The 24,207-nt window shown below is 26.4% G+C and carries 19 protein-coding genes; 2 read left to right on the top strand and 17 right to left on the bottom strand.

What is annotated here, in order from left to right; all coding sequences use genetic code 11:
- Positions 1–4 precede the first annotated feature (4 nt).
- From AC1XWJ_RS01360 to AC1XWJ_RS01345, 4 genes are all read right to left on the bottom strand, one after another.
- Entirely contained in the window at positions 5–2,182 is a 2,178-nt protein-coding gene (locus AC1XWJ_RS01360; protein WP_483334033.1) for an ATP-dependent helicase, read from the bottom strand.
- Positions 2,183–2,305: 123 nt separating this feature from the next.
- Entirely contained in the window at positions 2,306–2,398 is a 93-nt protein-coding gene (gene prli42 / locus AC1XWJ_RS01355; RefSeq protein WP_483334032.1) for a stressosome-associated protein Prli42, read from the bottom strand.
- A complete protein-coding gene (gene recA / locus AC1XWJ_RS01350; RefSeq protein ID WP_483334030.1) occupies positions 2,391–3,467 on the bottom strand; it encodes a recombinase RecA in 1,077 nt (358 codons plus the stop codon). Before recA ends, prli42 begins: the two co-directional genes overlap by 8 nt.
- Positions 3,468–3,471: 4 nt before the next feature.
- The gene (locus AC1XWJ_RS01345) at positions 3,472–4,386 is read right to left on the bottom strand and encodes a fumarylacetoacetate hydrolase family protein (protein ID WP_483334029.1); all 915 of its coding nucleotides are present in this window, start codon (positions 4,384–4,386) and stop codon (positions 3,472–3,474) included.
- Positions 4,387–4,820: 434 nt separating this feature from the next.
- Between AC1XWJ_RS01345 and AC1XWJ_RS01340 the strand changes: the two genes are divergently transcribed.
- On the top strand, positions 4,821–6,608 hold the full coding sequence (locus tag AC1XWJ_RS01340; protein ID WP_483334028.1) for a leucine-rich repeat domain-containing protein: 1,788 nt from the start codon (positions 4,821–4,823) through the stop codon (positions 6,606–6,608).
- Between the two features lie 205 nt (positions 6,609–6,813).
- Positions 6,814–9,183 carry a hypothetical protein gene (locus tag AC1XWJ_RS01335; RefSeq protein WP_483334026.1) on the top strand — a complete coding sequence of 790 codons (2,370 nt, stop codon included), beginning with the start codon at positions 6,814–6,816 and terminating at the stop codon, positions 9,181–9,183.
- Between the two features lie 192 nt (positions 9,184–9,375).
- Here the strand turns inward: AC1XWJ_RS01335 and AC1XWJ_RS01330 are convergent, their stop codons facing one another.
- From AC1XWJ_RS01330 to fmt, 13 genes are all read right to left on the bottom strand, one after another.
- The gene (locus tag AC1XWJ_RS01330) at positions 9,376–9,579 is read right to left on the bottom strand and encodes a hypothetical protein (RefSeq protein WP_483334025.1); all 204 of its coding nucleotides are present in this window, start codon (positions 9,577–9,579) and stop codon (positions 9,376–9,378) included.
- An 80-nt stretch (positions 9,580–9,659) separates the two neighbouring features.
- Positions 9,660–11,039 (bottom strand): Fe-S cluster assembly protein SufB, encoded by a 1,380-nt coding sequence (gene sufB, locus AC1XWJ_RS01325; protein WP_483334269.1) that lies wholly within the window; start codon positions 11,037–11,039, stop codon positions 9,660–9,662.
- A 10-nt stretch (positions 11,040–11,049) separates the two neighbouring features.
- On the bottom strand, positions 11,050–11,490 hold the full coding sequence (gene sufU / locus AC1XWJ_RS01320) for a Fe-S cluster assembly sulfur transfer protein SufU (RefSeq protein WP_483334024.1): 441 nt from the start codon (positions 11,488–11,490) through the stop codon (positions 11,050–11,052).
- Positions 11,477–12,712, bottom strand: coding sequence for an aminotransferase class V-fold PLP-dependent enzyme (locus AC1XWJ_RS01315; protein WP_483334023.1), 1,236 nt, complete (start codon positions 12,710–12,712; stop codon positions 11,477–11,479). The genes sufU and AC1XWJ_RS01315 overlap by 14 nt, the downstream gene beginning before the upstream one ends.
- Before the next feature lie 2 nt (positions 12,713–12,714).
- Positions 12,715–14,010: a Fe-S cluster assembly protein SufD gene (gene sufD, locus AC1XWJ_RS01310; protein WP_483334022.1), complete on the bottom strand. Its 1,296-nt coding sequence runs from the start codon at positions 14,008–14,010 to the stop codon at positions 12,715–12,717.
- Between the two features lies 1 nt (position 14,011).
- A complete protein-coding gene (gene sufC / locus AC1XWJ_RS01305) occupies positions 14,012–14,752 on the bottom strand; it encodes a Fe-S cluster assembly ATPase SufC (protein WP_483334021.1) in 741 nt (246 codons plus the stop codon).
- A 220-nt stretch (positions 14,753–14,972) separates the two neighbouring features.
- Positions 14,973–16,157, bottom strand: coding sequence for an acetate/propionate family kinase (locus tag AC1XWJ_RS01300; RefSeq protein WP_483334020.1), 1,185 nt, complete (start codon positions 16,155–16,157; stop codon positions 14,973–14,975).
- A gap of 114 nt (positions 16,158–16,271) precedes the next feature.
- Positions 16,272–18,017 carry an excinuclease ABC subunit UvrC gene (uvrC, locus tag AC1XWJ_RS01295; RefSeq protein ID WP_483334019.1) on the bottom strand — a complete coding sequence of 582 codons (1,746 nt, stop codon included), beginning with the start codon at positions 18,015–18,017 and terminating at the stop codon, positions 16,272–16,274.
- 77 nt (positions 18,018–18,094) lie between these two features.
- Complete coding sequence (gene pknB / locus AC1XWJ_RS01290) at positions 18,095–20,011, bottom strand: Stk1 family PASTA domain-containing Ser/Thr kinase (RefSeq protein WP_483334018.1); 1,917 nt, start codon at positions 20,009–20,011, stop codon at positions 18,095–18,097.
- On the bottom strand, positions 20,001–20,750 hold the full coding sequence (locus AC1XWJ_RS01285; protein ID WP_483334017.1) for a protein phosphatase 2C domain-containing protein: 750 nt from the start codon (positions 20,748–20,750) through the stop codon (positions 20,001–20,003). The genes pknB and AC1XWJ_RS01285 overlap by 11 nt, the downstream gene beginning before the upstream one ends.
- Positions 20,728–21,861, bottom strand: coding sequence for a dual-specificity RNA methyltransferase RlmN (rlmN, locus tag AC1XWJ_RS01280; protein ID WP_483334016.1), 1,134 nt, complete (start codon positions 21,859–21,861; stop codon positions 20,728–20,730). Before rlmN ends, AC1XWJ_RS01285 begins: the two co-directional genes overlap by 23 nt.
- Complete coding sequence (gene rsmB / locus AC1XWJ_RS01275; protein WP_483334015.1) at positions 21,861–23,189, bottom strand: 16S rRNA (cytosine(967)-C(5))-methyltransferase RsmB; 1,329 nt, start codon at positions 23,187–23,189, stop codon at positions 21,861–21,863. Before rsmB ends, rlmN begins: the two co-directional genes overlap by 1 nt.
- Entirely contained in the window at positions 23,182–24,138 is a 957-nt protein-coding gene (gene fmt / locus AC1XWJ_RS01270; RefSeq protein ID WP_483334014.1) for a methionyl-tRNA formyltransferase, read from the bottom strand. The genes rsmB and fmt overlap by 8 nt, the downstream gene beginning before the upstream one ends.
- Between the last annotated feature and the right edge of the window lie 69 nt (positions 24,139–24,207).

Genomic DNA, 24,207 nt, shown 5'->3' with positions numbered 1-24,207 from the left:
AATATTACTCCTTAACTAAATTTGCATATTCTAATAATAAAATTTTTGTTCCGTAGTTATCAAAATCAACAGTAACAGCATTATTATCTATTTTTGTAACTATACCTGTTCCAAACTTTTTATGACTGACACTATCATTTAGCCTATAATCTACACTATTAAGTGTACTTTTTTTTGCTTTTATTTTCGGGCTAAGTTTACTAATAAAATTAGATACATTATTATCACCATAAGAATTATTTAAATCTGTTAGTTTTATGCTATTTTCTAAATAAATTAATTGTTCTGGTATTTCTTTTATAAAGCGTGATTTATCATTAAATTTAATATTACCAAATTGCATACGTCTATTAGTGTGTGATAAAAACAATCTATCTTTTGCACGCGTTACAGCTACATAAGCTAATCTTCTTTCTTCTTCTAATTTGTTAGTTTCATCTTCTAAATTATCAATATCTCTTATTGATGGAAATATATTTTCTTCTAATCCAATAATAAATACTGCAGAATATTCCAACCCTTTTGCAGCATGAACCGTTGATAAAGTCACAGCATTTTCAGAGTTTTCGTCATCAGAATCAGATGTTAAAGACATTTCAGAAATATAATCAACTATATTATTGTTTATTTCTGCATATTGCTTAGCAGATGTAACTAATTCCGAAATATTTTCAATTCTACTATCTGCATAATCATCTTTTGAATTTTTTAACATTTTTTCATATCCAGAATCAATATACAATCCTACAATAATTTCATCAATTGTCAAAGACTCATCATTAGAATATTTTTCAAATAATGAATACAATTTATTAATATTGTCTGTTATTTTTTTTGATACCCCTACATTATTAATTTGTGATAATACTTCGTAAAGTGATAAATTATTTGCGTTAGCATAATTTTCGATTTTTTCCATAGCAGCGGGGCCTATACCTCTTCTAGGAACATTAATAATACGTCGTAAACTCAATTCATCATTTTTATTTACTAAAACATTAAGATAAGATAATATATCTTTAATTTCTTGTCTTTGTAAGAATTTTAAAGAACCGATTAATTTATATGGAATAGATGTAGTTAAAAGCATATTTTCTAATGAACGTGATAAATAATTAGCGCGATAAAGAACAGCAATATCTTTATAATCAATACCTTCGGCTACTAATTTTTTTATATTTTTAGCGACAAATTCTGATTCATCTATATCATTATATGCGGCATATAAGTGAAGCTTTTGTCCTGATTTTTTATCAGACCATAAATTCTTTTCTTTTCTATCATTATTATTTTTTATTATTTGATTTGCTGCGTTTAAAATTACACTATTTGATCGATAGTTTTGATCTAGAAATATTAATTTAGTATTTTTAAAATCTTTTTCAAAATTTTTAATATTATCGCTACTAGCGCCACGCCAACTATAAATACTTTGATCATCATCCCCTACTACGCATATATTATTATGTATTTTAGAAAGCATTGCAATTAATTTATATTGTATAACATTAGTATCTTGATATTCATCTACATGGATATATCTAAATTGATTTTGATATTTCGATAAAATTTCTGGATATTGTTCAAACAGTTCAATTACTTTAATTAATAAATCATCAAAATCTAAGACACTATTTTTCTTCAAGTAACTTTCATAATTAAAATATACTTCAGATACTATTTTCATAAAACCAAAACGAGCTTGTAACTCCATATCTTTAGGTTTTATATAATTATTTTTTGCATTGGATATTAATTTCAAAATTGCAAGAGGTTCATACTGTTCTTCCGAATAATTGAGATTTTTTAAAATATTTTTTATTATTGATTTTTGCTCGCTAGAGTCCAAAATTGTAAAATTCCTACTATATCCTAATAATCCTATATGTTCTCTTAATATTCTTACACACATTGAGTGAAAAGTATGTATCCAAATATATTTAGTAGTACTACCTACTAATGTATATATTCTCTCTTTCATTTCCTTTGCTGCTTTATTTGTAAAAGTTATAGCTAGTATATTATTTTCATATATATTTTTTTCTCCAATTAAGTAAGCTATTCTATTAGTTAAAACTCTCGTTTTTCCACTTCCTGCACCTGCAATAATCATTACAGGACCTTCTGTAGTCAAAATAGCCTCTTTTTGATTATCATTCATATTTTCTATAAATATTGACATCTTATTCTCCTATATTTATTATTAATATTATTTTATCATAATAATTAATATTCAAATAATAATTGAATACTACATATTAAAGGTGATAAAGATTTAACTCCTTATCACCCCTTAAAATAAAAATTATATAAACATATAAATTCCTGCGATAATACCACTAGCAATTATGGAAATAACCATTAACCAAACTACTATCTTAAATATCGTTTTATTCATTACTTTCTTCTAATCCTTCATTTTCTGTATTTATTTTATTTTTGTCTTGTAAAAATACTGCACGAACTTTACCATAAACTTCATCAAAAAGTTCTTTATTTTCTTTTAAAACTTTTTTTGCAGCTTCACGACCTTGACCTAATTTTTCACCTTCATATGAATACCATGCTCCAGATTTTTTGATTATATCATATTCTGCAGCAATATCTAGAACTTCTCCAAAAATAGATATACCTTCCCCATACATAATATCAACTTCAGCCGTTTTAAATGGAGGGGCAACCTTATTCTTAACTATTTTAATTTTTGTTTTATTTCCTAATATTTCTGAACCATTTTTAATAGCATCCCCTCTTCTCACATCTACACGTATAGTAGAGTAGAATTTTAATGCTCGTCCTCCAGTAGTTACTTCGGGACTTCCATATATAACTCCTACTTTTTCACGAAGTTGATTGATGAAGATAGCTATAGTATTTGATCTATTTATGATACCTGTCAGTTTTCTCAGAGCTTGTGACATAAGTCTAGCTTGTAGACCTATATATGCATCTCCTATTTCACCTTCAATTTCTGTCTTAGGTACTAATGCCGCAACAGAGTCTATTACAACTATATCAATAGCACCAGATTGAACAAGCTTTTCTGTAATATCTAGTGCTTGCTCTCCTGTATCTGGTTGTGATAAAAAGAATTTCCCAGCAGAGAAATCTACTCCCAAAGCTTTTGCATATTCAGGATCTAATGCATTTTCAGCATCTATAAATGCTGCAATACCTCCTTGTTTTTGAACCTCAGCTATCGCATGAAGAGCTACTGTAGTTTTTCCAGATGACTCTGGTCCATAAATTTCTACTATTCTCCCTCTAGGATATCCTCCAACCCCTAAAGCCTTATCAATAGCTAATGATCCAGAAGAGATAGTTTCTACTCTAATAGCAGTATCTCCTTCTAAATCCATAATGGCACCTTTCCCATAGTTTTTTTCTATTTCTTTTATGGCATTTTTTAATGCTGTCGATCTGTCTTCTATCTCGTCTTTTGTTTTAGTCTTTTTTTCTTTAGCCATTTTATTATTCTCCTATTATTGTTGTCAATGTTCCTATACCTTCAATAGTGATTTTTATCTCATCACCTTCTTTTAAGTATTGTGGTGGTTTCATTGCAGATCCTATTCCTGCAGGTGTTCCTGTTGATATAATATCAGCTGGTTCAAGAGGAATAACTTTGCTTATTTCTACTAATAAGTCATCTATTCTAAATAACATTTCTGATGTCATTGCATTTTGTCTAATTTCTCCATTTACCTTAGTAACGATATTCATTGATTCTGGGGAATAAAATTCATCTTTTGTAACCAAATATGGTCCCATAACAGCAGATTTTTCTAGTGATTTACCTAAGAAAAATTGTCCCCTATTATACTGAATATCGTTTGCTGTAATATCGTTCATAATTGTATATCCGAAAACATAATCTAATGCTAGTGGTTTAATAATATTTTTTCCAGGTTTTGCAATTACTACAGCTAATTCACCTTCGTAATCTAACTGACTAGTTAGTTCTTTATGTGAAGGTATTACTTCGTTGTTAGCTGAAATTGACGTTGCGACCTTTGTAAATATTACAACATCTTCGGGAGTTTTTACACTCTCTTTTTCAATTTCTTCTATAAGTGAAGGATAATTATGCCCTACACAAAATATATTTTTTGGTGTTCTTGTTATAGGAGCACGCCAAATTATTGAATTTAATGAAATTTTATACTGTTCTTTATTAGGTAATTTATCAACTTCACTCAAAATTTTTCTAACTTTTTCTATAAAGTTTACCCCATAAATTTCTATAGCTTCTCTTAATGTGGCAGGAATAACTTCTTCGTTGGAAAAATCTTTAAATATTTTGATTAAATCCCATGCTTTTTCCTCTTTTTTTACCTTGACTCCATACAATTCTAAACCTTCATAATTAAAAGATAAAAATTTCATTTTGTCCTCCAAATATCTTTTTATTTTTGTATATTATATCATAATTATGATATTTCTGCTATATGTAATAATAAAAAATTCATATTTCCGTAAAAATAAAATTAATAAAGTATTATCTTTTTAAGGAATATACTATTTACGAAAAAATATAAGCTACAATATATTACAGTTTGTTTTGGATAAATTAAAATAAGAAAATAAAAGATTTTAAGAGTTTTTGACTTATTCTGTTGAAACCGTTATAATATAGTTATCATTAGTTATATGAAATGAAAGGAATGTAATTATGAAACAATTAAAAAACTCCCGGTAAATATATATTGCTAATAGGTTATTAGCATTCGCCTAAATTAAATTTGCAAAATAATTTAATTATTTATGCAAAGTTCGTTTATATTATAACGAACAATTTATATATACTTAGGAGAATGATTATGAATATTAAGAAAAAAATTACAGTTATCACTGCCACTATTTTAACTACCTCAATAATATTACCTCAAAGCATCTTTTTTAAAAAATCTATAGCAAATAATGTGCAAACTAACAAGCAAGAAGAAATAATACTTAGTATTGTAAAAATTTCTGAAAATAAAGCACGTGTTATAGTAACACCTCTACAAAATGTTAATAACGTTAATATTAGAATAACCATTGATAATCATGAAGTTATTTATAAAAATATTGATAAATTAAATAAAGATGAAATAAAAACTTTTGATATTGACTTAACTACTACGTTTATCAACAAAAAGTTACCAAATACCACGTCTATAAAAAAAATAATAACTAATCAGAAAAATATAGAAAATAAAAATATTAAAGCTACTATAACATACGAAATAGATAATAACGAGATTAAATTATCTAGTAAGAATATAAATGGAAATGAAACCAAAGAAAATTACTATGATTCGTATGTAAAAAATCGAACTAATAATTCATCTAACAATCAAAGTCAAAATAGTAATGTTAAAGATAGCACAAATTCAGTTACAGAGCCCCCTGAAAACAATGAAGATAATGATGTTGTTCAAGACGAATATAAAGACTTCTATTATAATTTATTTAACAAGTATAGTAAATACGACAAATTATATTTAAATTTAACAGATGAGGCAAATAAACTATTTAATGAAAAAAATATACCTAAAAATAATAAAACTTTTACAAAAGAAGATATGGCAATGTTAAAAAGTATAACTATTACAGATAGGGATATAACAAATGGTATCTTAGAGCCATTAAAATATGCAGTAAATATCGAAGAAATAAAAATAGAACTTAATAATAAAAATCTAAAACGAAATGTAGATAATTTCTCATTTTTAAAAAATAATACTAATTTAAAAACTTTTTATTATATAAATAAAGATCCTGAATTTAAAGAAAAAGAACCTTTAACAAATATTGATTTTTCTAATAATAAAAATTTAAAAGATGTGCGAATAGTAAAAACAAATTTGAATGATTTAACTATTTTTAAAAATTTAGATTTAGAGATACTATCTTTACAAGACAATGACATAACGGATATTTCTTCACTAAAAGAAATGACTAATCTCAAACGACTAGATCTTGACAATAATAAAATTAGCACATTAAATAATAGTCTTGATAATCTTAATAATTTAATTACATTATATTTAAGAGATAATCCAATAAATGATATTTCTTCGTTAAAAAATTTAAAAAATTTAGAAGCATTACATATTAGAAATACAGATATTGTAGATATATCTACATTAGAAAGTTTACCTAAATTACATAGACTATATATAGATAGAATGAAATATATTGATTTTAATTATTTTTCAGTAATAAAAAATTTAAAAAATATAAATACATTATTTGTTGATAACATAACTTTAGATGAATTTGAATGGTTAAAAAATTTTTCAACAAGAGAAGCAGTAGATGCAACATACGGAGAAGATAAAGTAAGGATATTTAACTTTGAAAATTTAGAAATCCCAATAAAAGTAAATAAAGAAAATATAAAGAATGGAAAAATATTAATAAATAATCCTCTTAAAGATTTTGATAATATGCCATTAGAACAAAGTGGAGATGAAAATGGAGAAAATAAAAATCCAAACTTATCATTTATTGATGATAAAATAGAAATTTCTAATGTAAATAAACATAGCACTTTAAATGAAAAGTATGAAATATATTTTACAGATAATAGTGGAAATTTATATGGAGATTTTGGAGGATAACCTGCTGAAATTACTGGAAAAGTAACTTTAAATATAAGTGTTGATTCTAATTAAGTTAGTATATAAAAATTAAACATCAATAATATACAAGGAGGCATATTATGAAAAATAAATTTATTCTACGGAGTACTGTTTTTAGCTAATAGGTTATTAGCGCTCATAATTTTCAACTTAAAATATAAACTAATTATAGTGAGGTAAAATTATGATTAAAAATTTCAAATTATTTTTAATATTTATAATAACAATTTTATTAATGGTATTTTCTAATTTAAAATCAGAAAATACTGCTAACGCAGCTACTTTTTCGCCTATGATACTGGATAATAACGGAGAAATAGTTACAGATAACTTAACATTTAATGTTACCGATAGTACAGATAATTCTGTAATTTCATCTACTAGTACAAATGATGGCTATATTGATTTTTACAAGGTTAAAGAAGACACTTTATATAACGTTAGTCTAGTAAACAGTAGTAAATATAGTTTTGAGCAAGTTTCTTTTATTATCAAAGATGGAACGCCTTATATAGCTAATACAAATAAACTTTTTCTTTCATTAAAAGTCGTAAAAAATGAAAATAATATACAGAATAATAAATTTTCTAATTTATATTTAAGTGTTTTAAGTAATGGGACTGAAGTTAAAGATGACTTAGAATTTATATTTACAGATGGTAAGACTAATATAAATTCTAAAAATATTGATGGACAAATATTTGCCAAATTAGCTGAAAATGTAAGTTATACAATAAAACTATTAGATAACAATAAGTATTCAATGGAAGAATTTTCATTTACTATAAAAACTGGATCTGATGGTCTTTCTTGGCCGTACATAGATAGTAACCAAAAGCTTCTACTAAATGTAGATTTAAAAGAAAAAGTATCATTAGAAGATAACACTGATAATTTAAATAAATCTACAATTAGGGAACTAAAAATAATTGATCAAAATGGAAATATTGTTAATGACGAACTAACTTTTAAGTTTTACAACAAAACTAAAAATCTACTATTAGGTGAATTTAAAACAATTAATGGTAAACTTCCTAAAATTAAACTTACTACTGATGATGAATATGAAATAACGTTAAAAGAAAACGAAAGATATTCTATGAAAAAGAAAAATATATATGCATTTATGGATGGCTTGCCAGTAGATATAGATGATGAATATGAAAGATTAATAGAAGAATTAGTAGTAGAAGATTGTGGATGTGAAATAGAAAATTCAAAAAAAGTAACTATTAATCAAATGAAAATTGCAGATACAAATGGAAATACTATTAAATATGAACTTACTTTTATATTTTTTAACATATCAAAACAACGACCATTAGGAGAATTTGTATCTAAAGATGGAATGTTACCTAAAATAGAACTAATTGCAGATGATATTTATGAAGTTTATTTAAAAGAAAACCATAAATATGGAATGAAGAGAAAAAATATTTTCGCATTTATGAATCATTATCCTATCGATGAAGGTGATGAATATCAAAGATGGTTCGATACATTTGAAGTAATAAAAAAAGATGAAAATTATATAGAACCAAAAGAAGAGAAAGTTCCTGTAGAAATAACTACATCATTCAATAACAAAATTATTAAAGAAAAAATAACTTTTGAATTAATTAGTGAAGATGAAACTATCCTTGTTGACAGTGTTGATGGAATAGTTAAAACAAATTTACGCCCAAATGTTGATTATATGGTAGGAATTGTAAATAATAATAAATACGACATTGAAACCTTCCCACTAGTAGTAAAAAATAAAGTAGTAGGAAAATTCCCTTATGACCATAGAACTTGCGATTTGGTTAGTACATTCAATTTAGTGGAGAAAGGATCTATTTTAGAAAATAATCCTCGACATACAATAGAAAATGAAAATAAAACTTCTAGAGTTACTGGTATGAATTTCTTAGATCTTAAACTAATCGTAGAAAAAATAAGTTCTGAAAATATTGAAACATTAAAAGGAAAAGATGTTGATCTTTATGATATTAGATTTATTAATATATATAGAAATGAAGTAGTAAAAATCCCAACTGGAAATTATACAGTTACTATTCCAAAAGTTAGAGGAAAAGAAGTAAAAGCAATATATTATGTAGGAAATAACGGCAAATTAGAAGAACACGAAATAATTAACGGAACAAATAATAGTGTAGTTACATTCAGAACAACTCATTTTTCTATGTACGCGATTGAGTATAGGACACAAGATACTAACAATAAAGAAAGTAACACTAATGATAACAAAGAGAATAATCAAAATATAAATAATAATAATTTAAATATCGAGCAAAATAATATTTCTAAGAACAATTTAAAAAATAATTATTTAGATAATAACTTAAATAAGAATAAAAACAGTAGTTTAAATAAAGATAATTATGTTAATATCATAGACAATAAAGTTATGAAGAAAAACAACAATACTTTAAATAATAAAGAAGATGACAACAAAAAATTACCTAATACTGGCGTTACTTCTTCAAATACTTATTTATTAGGAATAATATCATTAATTTGTATAATAAATATAAGAAGAAGTATTAAATAGTAAAAAATAATGCCTATCATTTTTTACTGGTAAGTTACTAAATATAAACTTACAGAGGTATTAAAAGTCTTGCTATACTCATTTTTCGTTATTAATATACAAAAAAATGACAACCTTAAATAAGGTTGTCATTTTAATTCTATTTTAACATTAACGACTACTGTATTTTATTTATATTGCTAATATCTAGCTTTATTTTATTTTTTTATCAATAATAAAATATTTTACTACTCCAATAATAATGCTTGCTGGAACAGCCCAAAACAAATATTGAGCACTTAACAATATTATACTTTCTTTTCTACCATCTATATTACCAAATAAAATGCATAGTCCGTATATAATAACCAAACTTACTATAGAATATATAATGCTCTGTTTAAGTTTTTTATTCATTAATTAATCTCCTTAAAAATTTATTATATTATATAATAAAAATTTTTACTATCAAATTTATATAATAAATATATAGATAATTAACCTATTGAACCTTCCATTTCGAATGAAATCAATCTATTTAGTTCTACTGCATATTCCATTGGTAATTCTTTTGTAAATGGTTCGATGAACCCCATAACTATCATCTCAGTAGCTTGAGTTTCATCAAGACCTCTACTCATCAAATAGAATAATTGTTCTTCAGATACTTTAGAAACTTTCGCTTCATGTTCTAAAGATACATTTGAATTATTTATAATGTTATAAGGTATTGTATCAGATGTAGAATATTCATCTAAAATTAAAGTGTCACACTCTATATTAGATCTAGAACCTTCTGAATTCTTTCCAAAGTTTATCCAACCACGATAATTTACTTTACCACCTTTTCTTGACATTGATTTAGATACTACAGATGATGATGTTCTTGGAGCTAAATGAATCATTTTACAACCAGCATCTAATACTTGTCCTTCACTAGCTAAAGCTATTGATAATGTATTTCCACTTGCTCCTTCACCTACTAAAATACAAGCTGGATATTTCATAGTTAATTTTGAGCCTAAGTTTCCATCAACCCATTCCATAGTTCCATTTTCTTCAACTATGGCTCTTTTAGTTACTAAGTTATAAACATTAGTAGACCAATTTTGAATAGTTGTATATCTAAATCTTGAATTTTTACCAACAAAAATTTCTACTACTGCTGCATGCAATGAACTAGCCGAATATGTAGGTGCAGTACAACCTTCTACATAATGTAATGATGAGTTTTCATCAATTATAATTAACGTTCTCTCAAACTGCCCCATTTTTTCTGTATTAATACGGAAATACGCTTGTAAAGGAGCTTCTACTGATACTCCTTTAGGACAATATATAAAAGATCCTCCTGACCAAACAGCAGAGTTTAAAGCTGAAAATTTATTATCATTTGATTCTACGCATTTAGAAAAATATTTTTTAAATAATTCTTCATGATTTTTTAGCGCAGTATCTGTATCTTCAAAAATTATACCTAACTCTTCAAATTGTTTATGCATATTGTGATAAACTACTTCTGATTCATATTGTGCAGAAACACCAGCTAAATATTTTTGTTCAGCTTCAGGAATACCTAATTTTTCAAATGTATTTTTTATTTCTTGTGGTACTTCATCCCAATTTCTCTCTGTTTTTTCAGAAGGTTTAACATAATAGGTAATATCCTCAAAGTCTATTTCAGAAAGGTCTCCTCCCCATGTTGGCATAGGAAGACGATAAAATTCTTTTAATGCATTTAGTCTATAATCTAACATCCATTTAGGTTCGTTTTTCTTTTTTGATATAGTTTCAACTATTTCTCTAGTTAAACCTTTTTCTGTTTTAAATATAGATACATCTACATCAGAAAATCCGTATTGATATTCACTAAACATTTCTTCATTTTTATTCAACAATCTCACTCCTTTGTTTCAATATTTTTTCTGTAATTTTCCAACCTAACGTTGCACATTTTACTCTTGCAGGTAATTGTGAAATATTTTCAAGAGAGATGCTATCTTCTAATAAATTAGCATCATAATCTACTCCCATAATCATATTTAAAAAATTATTAATTTTTCTATTAGCATCTTCTACTGTTAAATTTTTTAATTCATCTGTCATCATTGATGCCGAAGATATAGATATTGAACATCCATTACCTACAAATTTTATATCTTTAATAATATCATTCTCAATATCCATACTTATAGTTAATTTATCGCCACAAGATGGATTCAACATTTCAAGTTTGTAATTTGTATCTATTACTCCATAATTATGAGGATATTTACTATGATCCAAAATAACTTGCTTATACATATCTTTTAAGTTAGAAAAGCTCATTATCAAAAAACTCCTTAGTTTCTTTTAGTGTTTTAATAAATAAATCAATCTCATCTTTAGTATTATAAAAATAAAGACTTACTCTAGCTACAGAAAATACTTCTAATCTATTAAGTAATGGTTGTGTACATTGATGCCCAGCCCTAATACAAATACCTTTAGTATCTAAAAAACTTGCTAAATCATGAGGATGAACTCCTTCTAAAGTAAATGTTACTAGTGACACTCTATTTGCTACATCTAGTGGACCATAAATAGTTATTCCTTCAATATCTTTTAATTTATCTACAAGGTATTTAGTTAATTCTTTGGTATATTTTTCTATATTATCTAATCCTATATTATTTAAATATTCTATAGCAGCTTTAAGTCCGGCAGCTTGTGCTAAAAGAGGAGTTCCAGCTTCAAACTTGTTAGGTAAATCAGCCCAAGAAGAATCAACATCATTAACTATACTAATCATTCCGCCACCATATTTTACAGGATTTAGACGTTCTAATAAATTTTTTTTACTATATAAAACACCTATTCCAGTAGGACCACACATCTTATGAGCGCTAAATGCTAAAAAATCACAATCAATTTTTTTTACATCAATTTTTAGATGCGGAACAGCTTGTGCTGCATCTAGTATATAATATATATTTTTATTTTTTTTTCTAATAATTTTACTTATTTTTTCTACATCATTTATTACACCTAAAACATTTGATGCATAAGTTAATGTTATAATTCTAGTTTTATCTGTTATTGCTTTTTCTAAATCACATAAACTAACAAAGCCTTCATTATCCACTTCTAAAATTTTTAATTTTAAGTTTTTACGTTTGGATAATTGTTGCCACGGAATAAAATTAGCGTGATGTTCTGATGAACTCAAGATAATTTCATCTCCTTCTTTTAATTCATCATTCAACATATTTGCAACTAGGTTTAATAATTCTGTAGTTCCACTACCATAAATAATTTCCTCTATAAAATCTGCATTTATAAAATCTTTAACAACTTTTTTTGATTCTGTATAAATAGTTTCTGCTTCATTACCTAAAGTATATACAGAACGATGAATATTTGCATTATAATTCTTATAAAAATCTGTTATTGCATTTATTACATAATCGGGTTTTTGTGTCGTTGCTGCATTATCTAAATAAACTAAATTATTTTCATTAATTTTACGATTTAAAATAGGAAATTGTTGACGAATTTTTTCGATATTCAATATTACTCACTCACTTTATTTATTTTTTCATCTATAAGAGATATAGTTTTTATTTTTACTTTATCCACTTTTAATTTCTCGATTACTGGAGATAAAAATCCGTGTACTAAAAGTCTGCTTGCTTCTTTTCTGCTAAGTCCCCTACTATTTAGATAATAAATCTGTTCTTCATCAATTTTACCTAAAGAAGCTCCGTGTCCAGCAGCAACATCATTTTCATCTATAAGAAGCATAGGATTAGCGTCTGCCTTGGCTTTATTTGATAATGTTAGTAACCTAGAACTTTGATAAGCATTAGATTTACTTGCCCCTTTTACGATAAAACCAACTCCATTAAATACTATATGTGATTCATCTAACAACACACCATGTTGCAAAATATCTCCATTAGTATTTAATCCTTGATTAACTAATTCACTATTAAAATATATTTTTTGTTTTCCAGTTCCTAAAGTAACAAGTTTTAAATTACTTTCAGAGCCATCTCCTATTATATTAGTTGTATTATCACAAAATACATCAGCTTCATCCATAGTAGCAATATTCCAATTTAATATAGCAGCTCTCTCTGTTAGACCATTTCTAATAATAGTTCCACGTTGCGTAGAATTAAAGTTAGTTACTGAACTATAATTTATATTAGAATTTTCTTTGGCTAAAACTTCTGTAATCATATTAAATGCCTTATTAGATACAGATGAAACATAATTTTCTACAAAGTTTAATTGAGAATTTTTTCCAGAATTTATTGCTACATGATTATAGAAGGAATGTTTATCACTATCTATTATTACGTTATATTGTACAGGTATATCAACAATAGCATTATCTACTAATTCAATATATATACCAGAGTTTAACAGAACATAATGTTGAGATGTCAACTTATCTTTTACTGGAGAAGCTATTTGTCCAAAAACTTCCACTAATTTATTATCACCTTTCATAGCAGCAAATATATCCGTAATAATAATTTTATCTTTGTATTGCTCAGGTATATTAACATATTTTAAACTATTATTTTTTTGAACTATAACTATACTACTATCATCAAAATTTATAACATTAGCATAGTCTTCTTTATTAAAGTCTGTTTTATCTATTTTTAATAAATTATCTATATCAAAATCTAACAAGTTCCATTCTTCAAGATTCATGGAATGTAGTTTTGGATATGATAAATTATAATTTTCATACATTGCTTTTCTACGTAATGAGCTGTATGATTCCATTTCAGAAAGTTCATTAGACATTTTATTAAGAGTTTTTATACTAATTTTTAATTTATTGCTGTCCATCTTACACCTCTTCTTTTAGCCAATCGTAACCTTCTTTTTCTAATCTAAGAGCTAATTCCGGACCACCAGATTTTACAATTTTTCCGTCCATTAATACGTGAACATAATCAGGCGTTATATAGTCTAATAGTCTTTGGTAATGCGTAATTATTAAACAACCAAATTTGTCTCCACGCATTTCGTTTACACCTTTTGATACAACTTTCAACGCATCAATATCCAATCCAGAATCTATTTCGTCCAATATAGCAAATTTAGGTTCAATCATCATCATTTGTAAAATTTCATTACGTTTTTTCTCACCACCAGAAAAACCGTCATTTACATAGCGTTGCGACATTTTTAAATCCATATCTAAAAATTCCATAGTTTTATCCAACTTCTTTATAAATTGCATAATAGGAATATTATCTTCTCTACGAGAATTAATAGCTGATTTAATAAATTCAGATGTAGGAACTCCCGGAATTTCCGATGGATATTGCATTGCTAGAAATAAACCAGCTTTAGCTCTCTCATCAACTTCCATATCTAATACTTCATCACCGTCTAACAAAATACTCCCACCATCTACTTCATATTTAGGATGTCCCATTATTGCTGAAGCTAAAGTAGATTTTCCTGCTCCGTTAGGTCCCATTACAGCGTGAATTTCTCCTGAATTTATAGTTAGGTCTAAACCTTTTAATATCTTTTTATCGTTAATTGATACTTCTAAATTTTTAATATCTAGTACAGACATAGTAATCTCCTTTAAAATTTAATACCATACTACATTATAACAAACTGCATTTAGATTTGCTAATGTTATGTTTAAAAAATATATTAATTTAACATAATAATTAGAGAATTTTTATAATTATCGATTCATTAATACATTGAATATTATTGACGATAATCAACAAAATTTTATTATATAAAAAAGACGGCTTTTTAGCCGTCTAGTTAGATAATTAATTTAATTATTTTGTTAATTCGTAAGTATCACGTGCAATCATCAACTCTTCATTAGTAGGGATGATAAACGCTTTTACTTTTGATTCTGGTGTAGTTATTTCTGTTAATTTTCCTCTAACATTATTTTTCTCTTTATCTACTTCTAATCCTAAGAATGTTAAACCTTCTAGAACTTCTTCACGAACCCATGTAGCATTCTCTCCAACACCAGCTGTAAATACTATAACATCAACTCCGTTCATAGCAGCTACATAAGAACCAATATATTCTCTAATTCTGTTTACGTAAACATCAATTGCTTCAGCAGCATTCTTGTCAGTAAATCGAACGTCCTCTACATCACGTAAGTCTGAAGAAATAGCTGATAATCCTTTAAGTCCTGATTCATGGTTAAATACATGAATTATTTCTTTTAAATCTAATCCCGTTTTTAATGATATATATGGAATAGTTGCTGGATCAATATCACCAGTTCTTGTTCCCATAACTAATCCAGATAAAGGAGTGAATCCCATAGATGTATCTATTGATTCTCCATTCTTAATAGCACAAATAGAAGCACCATTTCCTATATGACAAGAAATTGTTTTTAAATCTTTTATATCTTTACCAGTAACTTCTGCAGCCATTTGAGCTATATATCTATGACTAGTACCATGCGCTCCATACTTTCTTACTCCATATTTTTCATAATATTCTCTAGGAACTGCATACATATAAGTAGACTTAGGCATTGTTTGATGGAATGCTGTATCAAATGTTAAAACATTCTCAACATTTGGTAATATTTTTTGGAACGCTTTAGCACCCATTATATTAGCTGGGTTATGCAGTGGTGCAAGATCTTGGATACTATCTAATTTTTCTAATACTTCATCAGTAACTAAAACAGATTTGTCAAAGAACTCTCCACCGTGCACCACACGATGTCCAACTCCTTCAATCTCTTCTACACTTTCAACAATATTCATTTCTGTAAGTTTATTTAAAAGTCTTTCTATAGCAAAATTGTGATTAGGGATATCTAATTCTTCTTTCACTTTTTCACCATTAAATTCTATAGTAAAGATACCATTATCTATTCCTATTCTCTCTACTAAACCTTTAGCTATTACAGTTTCTTCTGGCATTTCAAAAAGTTGGAATTTCAAAGATGAACTACCTGAATTAATTGCTAATATTTTTGTCATAAAATTAATATCTCCTTAAAATAATAGTATACTCATATTATCTCATTATTTGTAAATAATTACAATACTTTAAATAAAAAAATGATAGCTTTTTCAATATTATTATATAAAGTTTTATAGTTTATTTTTTATTTCTAAAATAGTATCACTAGGAATCCCTAGTAATTTTAATTTTTCTACACTAGCATTTTTTAGTTCTTCTATGCTATTAAAAGTTTCTAAAAGTATTTTTTTTCTTTTAGGACCAATACCTTTTATGTTATCTAATGGCGAAGAAAACATATTTTTAGTTTTTAAACTACGATGATATGTAATAGCAAATCTGTGCACTTCATCTTGTATTCTTTTTAGAAATAAATATTGCTCAGAACGTTTATCTAGATTAATAATTTCATAATCATCTGTAATTATATATTCAGTTATATGGTTATTATTTTTAGCCAATCCTATTATTTTTATTTCCAAACCTAGCATATTGTGAACAACATCTATTGCAGCAGTTACATGATTTTTCCCACCATCAACTATAATTAAGTTCGTCTTAGCATCTTTATTTTTATAAGTTCTATACAAAACTTCTTTCATAGTTTCTATATCATTGATACCTTCTGTATATTTTACTTTAAATTTTCTGTAGCCATAAGTATTTTTCTTTCCATTTAAAAAATTGACTTTTACAGAAACAGCATCTTGTCCCATAATATTTGAATTATCAAATGCATCAATATTACTTATGGAATCTACTCCTAATTTTTTTGCTAAATCATTTAGCATTAGTATTTGTTTTTGTTCCTTTTCTTCTTCAATTTGAAGATCATTTTCTAAATAATATTTTGCATTATTTTTTAATGTATCTATAATTTTTTTATTATATCCCTTTTGGGGACTTATAAATTTTATACCTATTAAATCAGTTAACAAATTAATATCTAAACCTTCAATAAACACTTCTTTTGGTGCCATATTTAATGCGTAGTATTGTATAATATAAGAATATAAAATTTCCGTATAATCAGTATACAAATTATAATATTCTATTTTTCTCTCTATAATATTTCCCATTCTTGATAAAAATATTTGTATACATAGATAATTTTCATCATAATAGTATCCTATATAATCTCTATCTATATTTTTATTCATAGAAATATTTTGATTTTCAACTGATATTTTAATTGCTTGGATATATTCGTGAATAGTTGCAGCATTTTCAAATTCTAAATTTTTTATATAATCTTGTAATTTGTTTTCTAACTGCATTAAAATATTTTTTGTATTACCATTCAAAAAACTTTTAATATTTTTTATTTGTTCCTTGTACTCTTCTTGTGTAATTTTTTTTGCACAAGGACCAATACATTCACCTATTTGATAATATGTACAAGCTCGTTTTTCTATGGGATTGCATTTTCTTAAAGGATATATTTTGTCGATTATTTTTTTTAATTGTGTAGCTGATTTTATATCTACATAAGGTCCAAAATATGTGTTAACACTATTTTTTTTATATTTTCTTGTTAAAATTATTCTAGGATGTTCTTCTTTTGTTATCATCAAATAAGGATATGATTTATCATCTTTTAGACGAATATTGTAATGTGGCTTATACTTTTTTATTAAATTGTTTTCTAAAAGCAATGCTTCTTTTTCCGAATTAACAAGGATATATTCTAAATCGTATATGTTATTAACCAATAATTGCGTCTTTTTATTGTGTGTTCCTGTAAAGTAGCTTTTAATTCTATTTTTTAAATTTTTAGCTTTTCCTACATAAATTACTTCACCTAATTCATTTTTATAAATATAACATCCTGGATTATTAGGCAATAATTTTAGCTTTTTAGATATTATTTCGTTCATGATATCCCTTTCGATTATAATCTACAGAAAGCTTGTGATTAAAAATTAACCAACAAGCTTTCTTAACTATATTTATTTTATCTATTTTCTTCGGCAGATCCTGATACAGTTACTGATAGATTAGTATTTTCTGGATTTATACTTTCTCCTGATTTTATTGATTGAGATAATACTGTTCCAACACTTCTTGTACTACTAGAATTATAAGAAATACTTAACCTAACATTATTAGTATCTGCCCATGATTGCAAAGATCTTAGTGTACCTCCTACAAAATTCGGCATTGTAATTTTTACCAACGGCTCTTTGCCTTTAGATACTACAACAGAAATAGTATCCCCTTTTTTGATTTCTGTATTTTCTGCAGTTCGTTGTTCTGCAATTTGATTTTCTTCAAAATTAGAGTAGTATTCATATTTTTCTACTTTAATATTGATTCCTAAATTATCAGCTATTTTGTACGCTTCTGATAAAGTTTTTCCTTTCAAATTAGGTGCTGTTATCTTTTTAGCTCCTGTCGATATAGTAATAGTAATTGATGTTTCTTTCGGTACTACTGTTCTTCCAGCATCAATACTTTGTGCCATAACCTTACCTTCATCATAAGTATTAGAATCACTTCTTTCAAAAGTTATATTTTTAAACCCAACTTTCTCAAGAGCATTTTTAACTTGTGCTTCACTCATACCGATATAATTTGGTACTTCTATAGTTGATTTTCCAGAAGAAACATTTAAGTTAACTTTGCTACCTTTTGTAGCTTTTTTCCCTGCAGATGGATCACTACTAATTACTTTGTCACTTTCTACATTATCACTAGGAACTTCAATGATTTCACCAACAGTAAGTTCTGCTTTTGTAATTGCTGTTCTAGCCTCTTGGACAGTTAAATTTTTCACATCAGGAACGGATACTTTGTTACTTCCAATGAAATAATTGTATGCAAATACGGAAGTTCCGGTAATAAATATTAATAATAAAATTACTGCTAGTATCTTTCCAAAAGTAGAAGGTTTTTTTTCATTTTTTTTATTATCGTCAGAACTCTCTTGTGTTACGACATTGTTTCTAGGTTTTGGACTAGATATTGATTGCTTAGACACCGGTTGTACTCTAGTTTGTTCAAAATTATCATTATTTACATTAGAAAAGCCTGTATAAACTGTTTCATTTAGTCTACTAGTATCTAATGCTGTTTCTAAATCTTCTCTAAGCTCGTTAGCACTTAAATATCTTTCATTAGGATTTTTCATAGTAGCTTTTTTAATAACGTTTTTTATACTTCTAGGTATTCCTTCACGATAATTATCAATGTCTGGTAATTCTTCTTGTAGATGTTTTAAAGCTATCGCTACTGCAGATTCACCCTTAAATGGTATTTTACCAGTTATAAGTTCAAACATAAGGATTCCTAAAGAATAAATATCACTTTGCGCAGTAGCAACATTTCCTCGTGCTTGCTCTGGAGACAAGTAATAAACTGTTCCTAACATCTGATTAGTTTGAGTTAACGTAGTATCTCCATAAGCTCTAGATATACCGAAATCAGTAATTTTACAAGTTAAATCTTTTGTCATTAGGATATTTTGTGGTTTTATATCTCTATGAATTATTCCATTTTTATGAGCATGAGATAATCCTTCTGAAATTTGTTTCATTATATGAATAACTGTTTCTAAAGGAATATTTTTATTTTGTAACATATATTCTTTTAGAGTCATTCCTTCTACATACTCTAATATTAAATAATAAAAATTATCTTCGTTTTCTACACCATATATAGATACTATGTTAGGATGAGAAAGACTAGTTACAGCATTCGCTTCTCTATTAAATCTTTTTATAGCATCTTCATCATGAGAATCTATTTTAAAAGTTTTAATAGCTACTTGACGTTCTAATATCGTGTCTTCTGCTAGCCAAACAGTAGCCATTCCTCCTGTACCTAAATGATCTATAATTTTGTATCTATCACATATAATTCTACCTATCATCTTGTACCCCTCTTAATATCTTAAATAATGATATAGATATATTATCAACGCCGCCCTGTTCATTCGCTTTTTCTATTAGCATATTTACAGCGTTTGATAAATCTTCATTAAATATAATTTTAGAAATTTCTTCATCTGTAAGCATTGTTGTTAGTCCGTCTGAACAATTTAGTATAAACTCAAAGTCATCAATATCTTCTTCGTTTATATGTATTTCTATATCTTCATTAACTCCTATTGCTTGGGTTAGTGTATGCCTCTTAGGATGAGAGATTGCTTCTTCTACAGTAATTACACCAGCATCTAAAAGTACACCTACAAAAGAATCATCTTTAGCTAACAACTTCATTTCTTTATCAGTCGTTAGTCCGTAACTTAAGCTATCTCCAACGTTAATTACTAGCACCTTACTTTCATAAATTATAGTTGCTAATAACGTAGTAGCCATTTTTTGTTTTTGTTTTTTTGATTTATTAATAATTTCTTTGTTTAATTGAACTATATTGTCCAAAATCCAATATTTCATATCTTCGTAACTTTTAAAAGATGATTTTTTCCATTTTTTAGTTAATTCTTTTACAATATAGTTACTAGAGAAAGAAGAGTTTTGATGACTACTAACTCCATCACAAACTATGCTAATTAAATTACCAGCATCGTTTTTTGCAATATTAATAGCATCTTCATTTTTTTTCTTTTTTAAGCCTTTATTATAACTATACGAATATACTACTGGCATCTGGAATACCTCCTTTTACCTCTTCTTTTCTTTCTTTAGCTCGTAATTGTCCACAAGCAGCATCAATATCGTCTCCTTGTGTTCTTCTAATAGTCACATTAACTTTATTTTTTTTCAATATTTTTTCAAAATTAAAAATATCTTTTTTGCTTGTACGAACGTAGTTACGCTCTGGGACGTAATTAATAGGAATTAAATTAACGTGACAATTCAAATCTTTTATTATTTCAGAAAGTTTTTCTGCGTGTTCAGTTTGATCATTTACCATTCCCATTAGTCCATATTCAAATGTAATTCTACGACGAGTTATTTTTTGATAGTATTTTAATGCATCCATTAATTTATCAATATTGTAAGCTCTATTTACAGGCATAATTTTGCTACGTAACTCATTAGTTGGAGCATGCAATGATACCGCAAAATTAATTTGTATATTCTCATTAGCAAAATCATAGATTTTTGGTACAATACCTGATGTAGATACCGTTATATGACGAGCTCCAATATTAAATGATTCATCAGAATTTACTATTCTTATAAAATCCATCATCTCATCATAATTTTCAAAAGGTTCCCCAATTCCCATTATAACTATGCTAGAAACTCTTTCTCCTACTTTATCAAGTTCTTTCTGAACTTTCAAAACTTGGGCTACTATTTCTCCTGCTTCCAAATTCCTTTTTAATCCACCTAATGTAGAAGCACAAAACGTGCACCCTATCCTACATCCTACTTGTGTAGTAACACAAAGAGAATTTCCATATTTATTACGCATAAGAACACTTTCTATCGTATATTTATCTTGCAATTCAAAAAGGAATTTCATAGTGCCATCTTGTGATTCTTGTTTAATTAATGTTTCGAGTGTTGTAATTTTAAATTCTAAATCTAATTTATTTTGAAGTGCTTTAGGTATATTCTTCATTTCGTCAAAACTCGTTACTCTCTTTTTATACAACCAATCAAAAATTTGTTTAGCACGAAACTTTTTTTCTCCGATAGATAACAAGTAATTTTCTAATTGATCTAAACGTAAAGAATATATTGACATTTTGTCAAAATCTTTAAGCCATCTACTTTTTTTATAATTTTTTAATTCAGTTATTAACATTATTCCTCCAATTTTCTTAATTTAGCAATAAAAAAGCCATCACAATTATATTCATTAGGGAGTATTCTTAATATTCCCGTTTGCTCCTCGTTAACAACACTATTAATATTTATTTTTTCTAATTTAAAATTAGAATGTTCATCTAAAAATTTCTCAATATTATTTTCATTTTCACGTTTATCAATTGTACAAGTAGAATATATTAATAACCCATTCGGTTTTAAATAATTGATACTAGTTTTTAAAATATTGTATTGTAATTTAGAAATATTTTTTACATAATCATCAGTTATTTTATATTTTATTTCAGGTTTATTTTTTATTACCCCTATACCCGAACAAGGAACATCACAAACTACAACATCAAATGAATTAATAAAATTTTTATTCAATTTAGTTGCGTCTTGATTAATTAAATTAATATTTGTTACATCTAAGCGTTTAATATTTTGATTAATTAAATCTAATTTATGTATATATTTATCACAAGAAGTTAAATTAGAGTTTAAATATTTACTTGCAATGTGGATACTTTTTCCACCTGGAGCTGCACAAACATCAAGAATATTTAACTTTTTATTATAATCTTCATTTATTACACAAGCTACTAATGAACTAGCTTCATCTTGAATAGTGTACATACCTTGTCCAAAATATTTATCATTTAAATTTAAAGAGTTTATTAATAAACAATCTTCACATACATTACTTTCTAAAACATTTATATTATTATCTTTAAAATATTTCAACAATTTATCTTTATCAATTTTAATAGGATTGTAACGAATACTATTTTCTGATTTTTTATTAAACGATAAAATTATATCTTGTGTAGTTTTTAAACCGTATTGATTTTCTAGTATACCAAATAACTTTTCTGGACAACTATTCTCAATACAAAATTGTTGTTTTTCATTTTTATAATGTAGGTCATCTTTATTAAATGATCTAACAATTGTTCTTAATACACCATTAACAAACTTACTAGTATGATATCCCATAGACTTCTTAGCTATATTTACTGCCTCGTTTACAGTTGCAAAATTAGGAGTTTTATCCATATTTAAAATTTGGTAAATAGACATTATTAACAATACTTTTACATTTTGTTTAACACGTCCTTTAGAATAATGCTTTAATATATATTCTAAATAAATTTTATTTTTTAAAGTTCCATATACTAGTTCTGTTACAAATTTTTTATCTTGTAAATCTACTTGCTTAGAATTAAATACTTTGTTAATGGCAATATTGCTGTATGCATCATGTATTACAATATCTTTTAATATATTAAATGCATATTCTCTAGCATTAATTTTATTACTCATTAATATCACCTAGCTTAATTCCAACATAATCTTTTTTGTTAGATAAGAAGTTTTTAGTAGATATTCTATTCTTTCCTGATAATTGTAATTCTAAAATTTTCAAAACAGAATTATTTCCACATTGAACATATATGCTATCTTTATCTTGACATACTATTTCACCTATTTCCTTATCTAATACATTAATATTAGCTACTTCTGTTTTCCATATTTTTAAAACTTTATTATCTAAGTAAGTAAATGCACCTGGTTTTGGATCTAATGCTCTTACTTTATTAAATATTTGTTTCGCACTTTCATTCCAAGAAATTTTCTCATCTGCACGTGTTATATTTTTAGCAAAAGTAGCTTTACTATCATCTTGTTTTTCTGGTCTAATTTCTTCACTAAATACCTTAGGTAAAGTATACTTTAATAAATCACGTCCTGCTAGTGATAATTTATCATGTAATGATTTATAATTATCATTATCTTCAATAGGTACTTCTATTTTTGCTAACATATCACCAGCATCAAGTCGTTTTTCCATATACATAATAGTTATACCTGTTATTTTATGTCCTTCCCATAAAGAATATTGAATAGGCGCTCCACCTCGTAATTTTGGCAATAATGAACCGTGAACATTTATAGATTTAAATTTTGGCAAAAATAAAATTTTCTCTGGTACTAATTGACCATAGGCTGCAGTAATAAGAATATCAGCATTTAATTGTTTTAATTCATTATAAACTTCTTCATCTGTTGAGATTTTTTCTGGTTGTAATATTCTAATATTATGTTGCAAAGCTAGTTGTTTTACTGGTGACGGTGTTAATATTTTTTTTCTTCCAACTTTCTTATCAGGTTGAGTTATCACCAATTCTACATTATAATTTTCAATTAACATTTCTAATATAGGAACAGCAAAATCGGGTGTTCCCATAAAAACAATTTTTCTCTTTTCCATTTTAGACTCTCCTAACTTCAATACAATCTATTTAATTATACTACATATAAGCATTAATAATCAATGTTT

The sequence above is a fragment of the Gemelliphila sp. 1F1 genome (assembly GCF_056897515.1).
This window is presented reverse-complemented; position numbering and strand designations above follow the sequence as displayed.

Bases quoted from the DNA above. Each gene is read 5' to 3' on its own strand.
- sufU (WP_483334024.1), bottom strand. From the start codon at position 11,490: ATGAGCTTTTCTAACTTAAAAGATATGTATAAGCAAGTTATTTTGGAT.
- AC1XWJ_RS01340 (WP_483334028.1), top strand. From the start codon at position 4,821: ATGAATATTAAGAAAAAAATTACAGTTATCACTGCCACTATTTTAACT.
- prli42 (WP_483334032.1), bottom strand. From the start codon at position 2,398: ATGAATAAAACGATATTTAAGATAGTAGTTTGGTTAATGGTTATTTCC.
- AC1XWJ_RS01285 (WP_483334017.1), bottom strand. From the start codon at position 20,750: ATGCCAGTAGTATATTCGTATAGTTATAATAAAGGCTTAAAAAAGAAA.
- uvrC (WP_483334019.1), bottom strand. From the start codon at position 18,017: ATGAACGAAATAATATCTAAAAAGCTAAAATTATTGCCTAATAATCCA.
- AC1XWJ_RS01335 (WP_483334026.1), top strand. From the start codon at position 6,814: ATGATTAAAAATTTCAAATTATTTTTAATATTTATAATAACAATTTTA.
- sufB (WP_483334269.1), bottom strand. From the start codon at position 11,039: ATGTTTAGTGAATATCAATACGGATTTTCTGATGTAGATGTATCTATA.
- rlmN (WP_483334016.1), bottom strand. From the start codon at position 21,861: ATGTTAATAACTGAATTAAAAAATTATAAAAAAAGTAGATGGCTTAAA.
- AC1XWJ_RS01345 (WP_483334029.1), bottom strand. From the start codon at position 4,386: ATGAAATTTTTATCTTTTAATTATGAAGGTTTAGAATTGTATGGAGTC.
- pknB (WP_483334018.1), bottom strand. From the start codon at position 20,011: ATGATAGGTAGAATTATATGTGATAGATACAAAATTATAGATCATTTA.
- AC1XWJ_RS01330 (WP_483334025.1), bottom strand. From the start codon at position 9,579: ATGAATAAAAAACTTAAACAGAGCATTATATATTCTATAGTAAGTTTG.
- fmt (WP_483334014.1), bottom strand. From the start codon at position 24,138: ATGGAAAAGAGAAAAATTGTTTTTATGGGAACACCCGATTTTGCTGTT.
- recA (WP_483334030.1), bottom strand. From the start codon at position 3,467: ATGGCTAAAGAAAAAAAGACTAAAACAAAAGACGAGATAGAAGACAGA.
- AC1XWJ_RS01360 (WP_483334033.1), bottom strand. From the start codon at position 2,182: ATGTCAATATTTATAGAAAATATGAATGATAATCAAAAAGAGGCTATT.
- rsmB (WP_483334015.1), bottom strand. From the start codon at position 23,189: ATGAGTAATAAAATTAATGCTAGAGAATATGCATTTAATATATTAAAA.
- sufC (WP_483334021.1), bottom strand. From the start codon at position 14,752: ATGTCTGTACTAGATATTAAAAATTTAGAAGTATCAATTAACGATAAA.
- AC1XWJ_RS01300 (WP_483334020.1), bottom strand. From the start codon at position 16,157: ATGACAAAAATATTAGCAATTAATTCAGGTAGTTCATCTTTGAAATTC.
- sufD (WP_483334022.1), bottom strand. From the start codon at position 14,010: ATGGACAGCAATAAATTAAAAATTAGTATAAAAACTCTTAATAAAATG.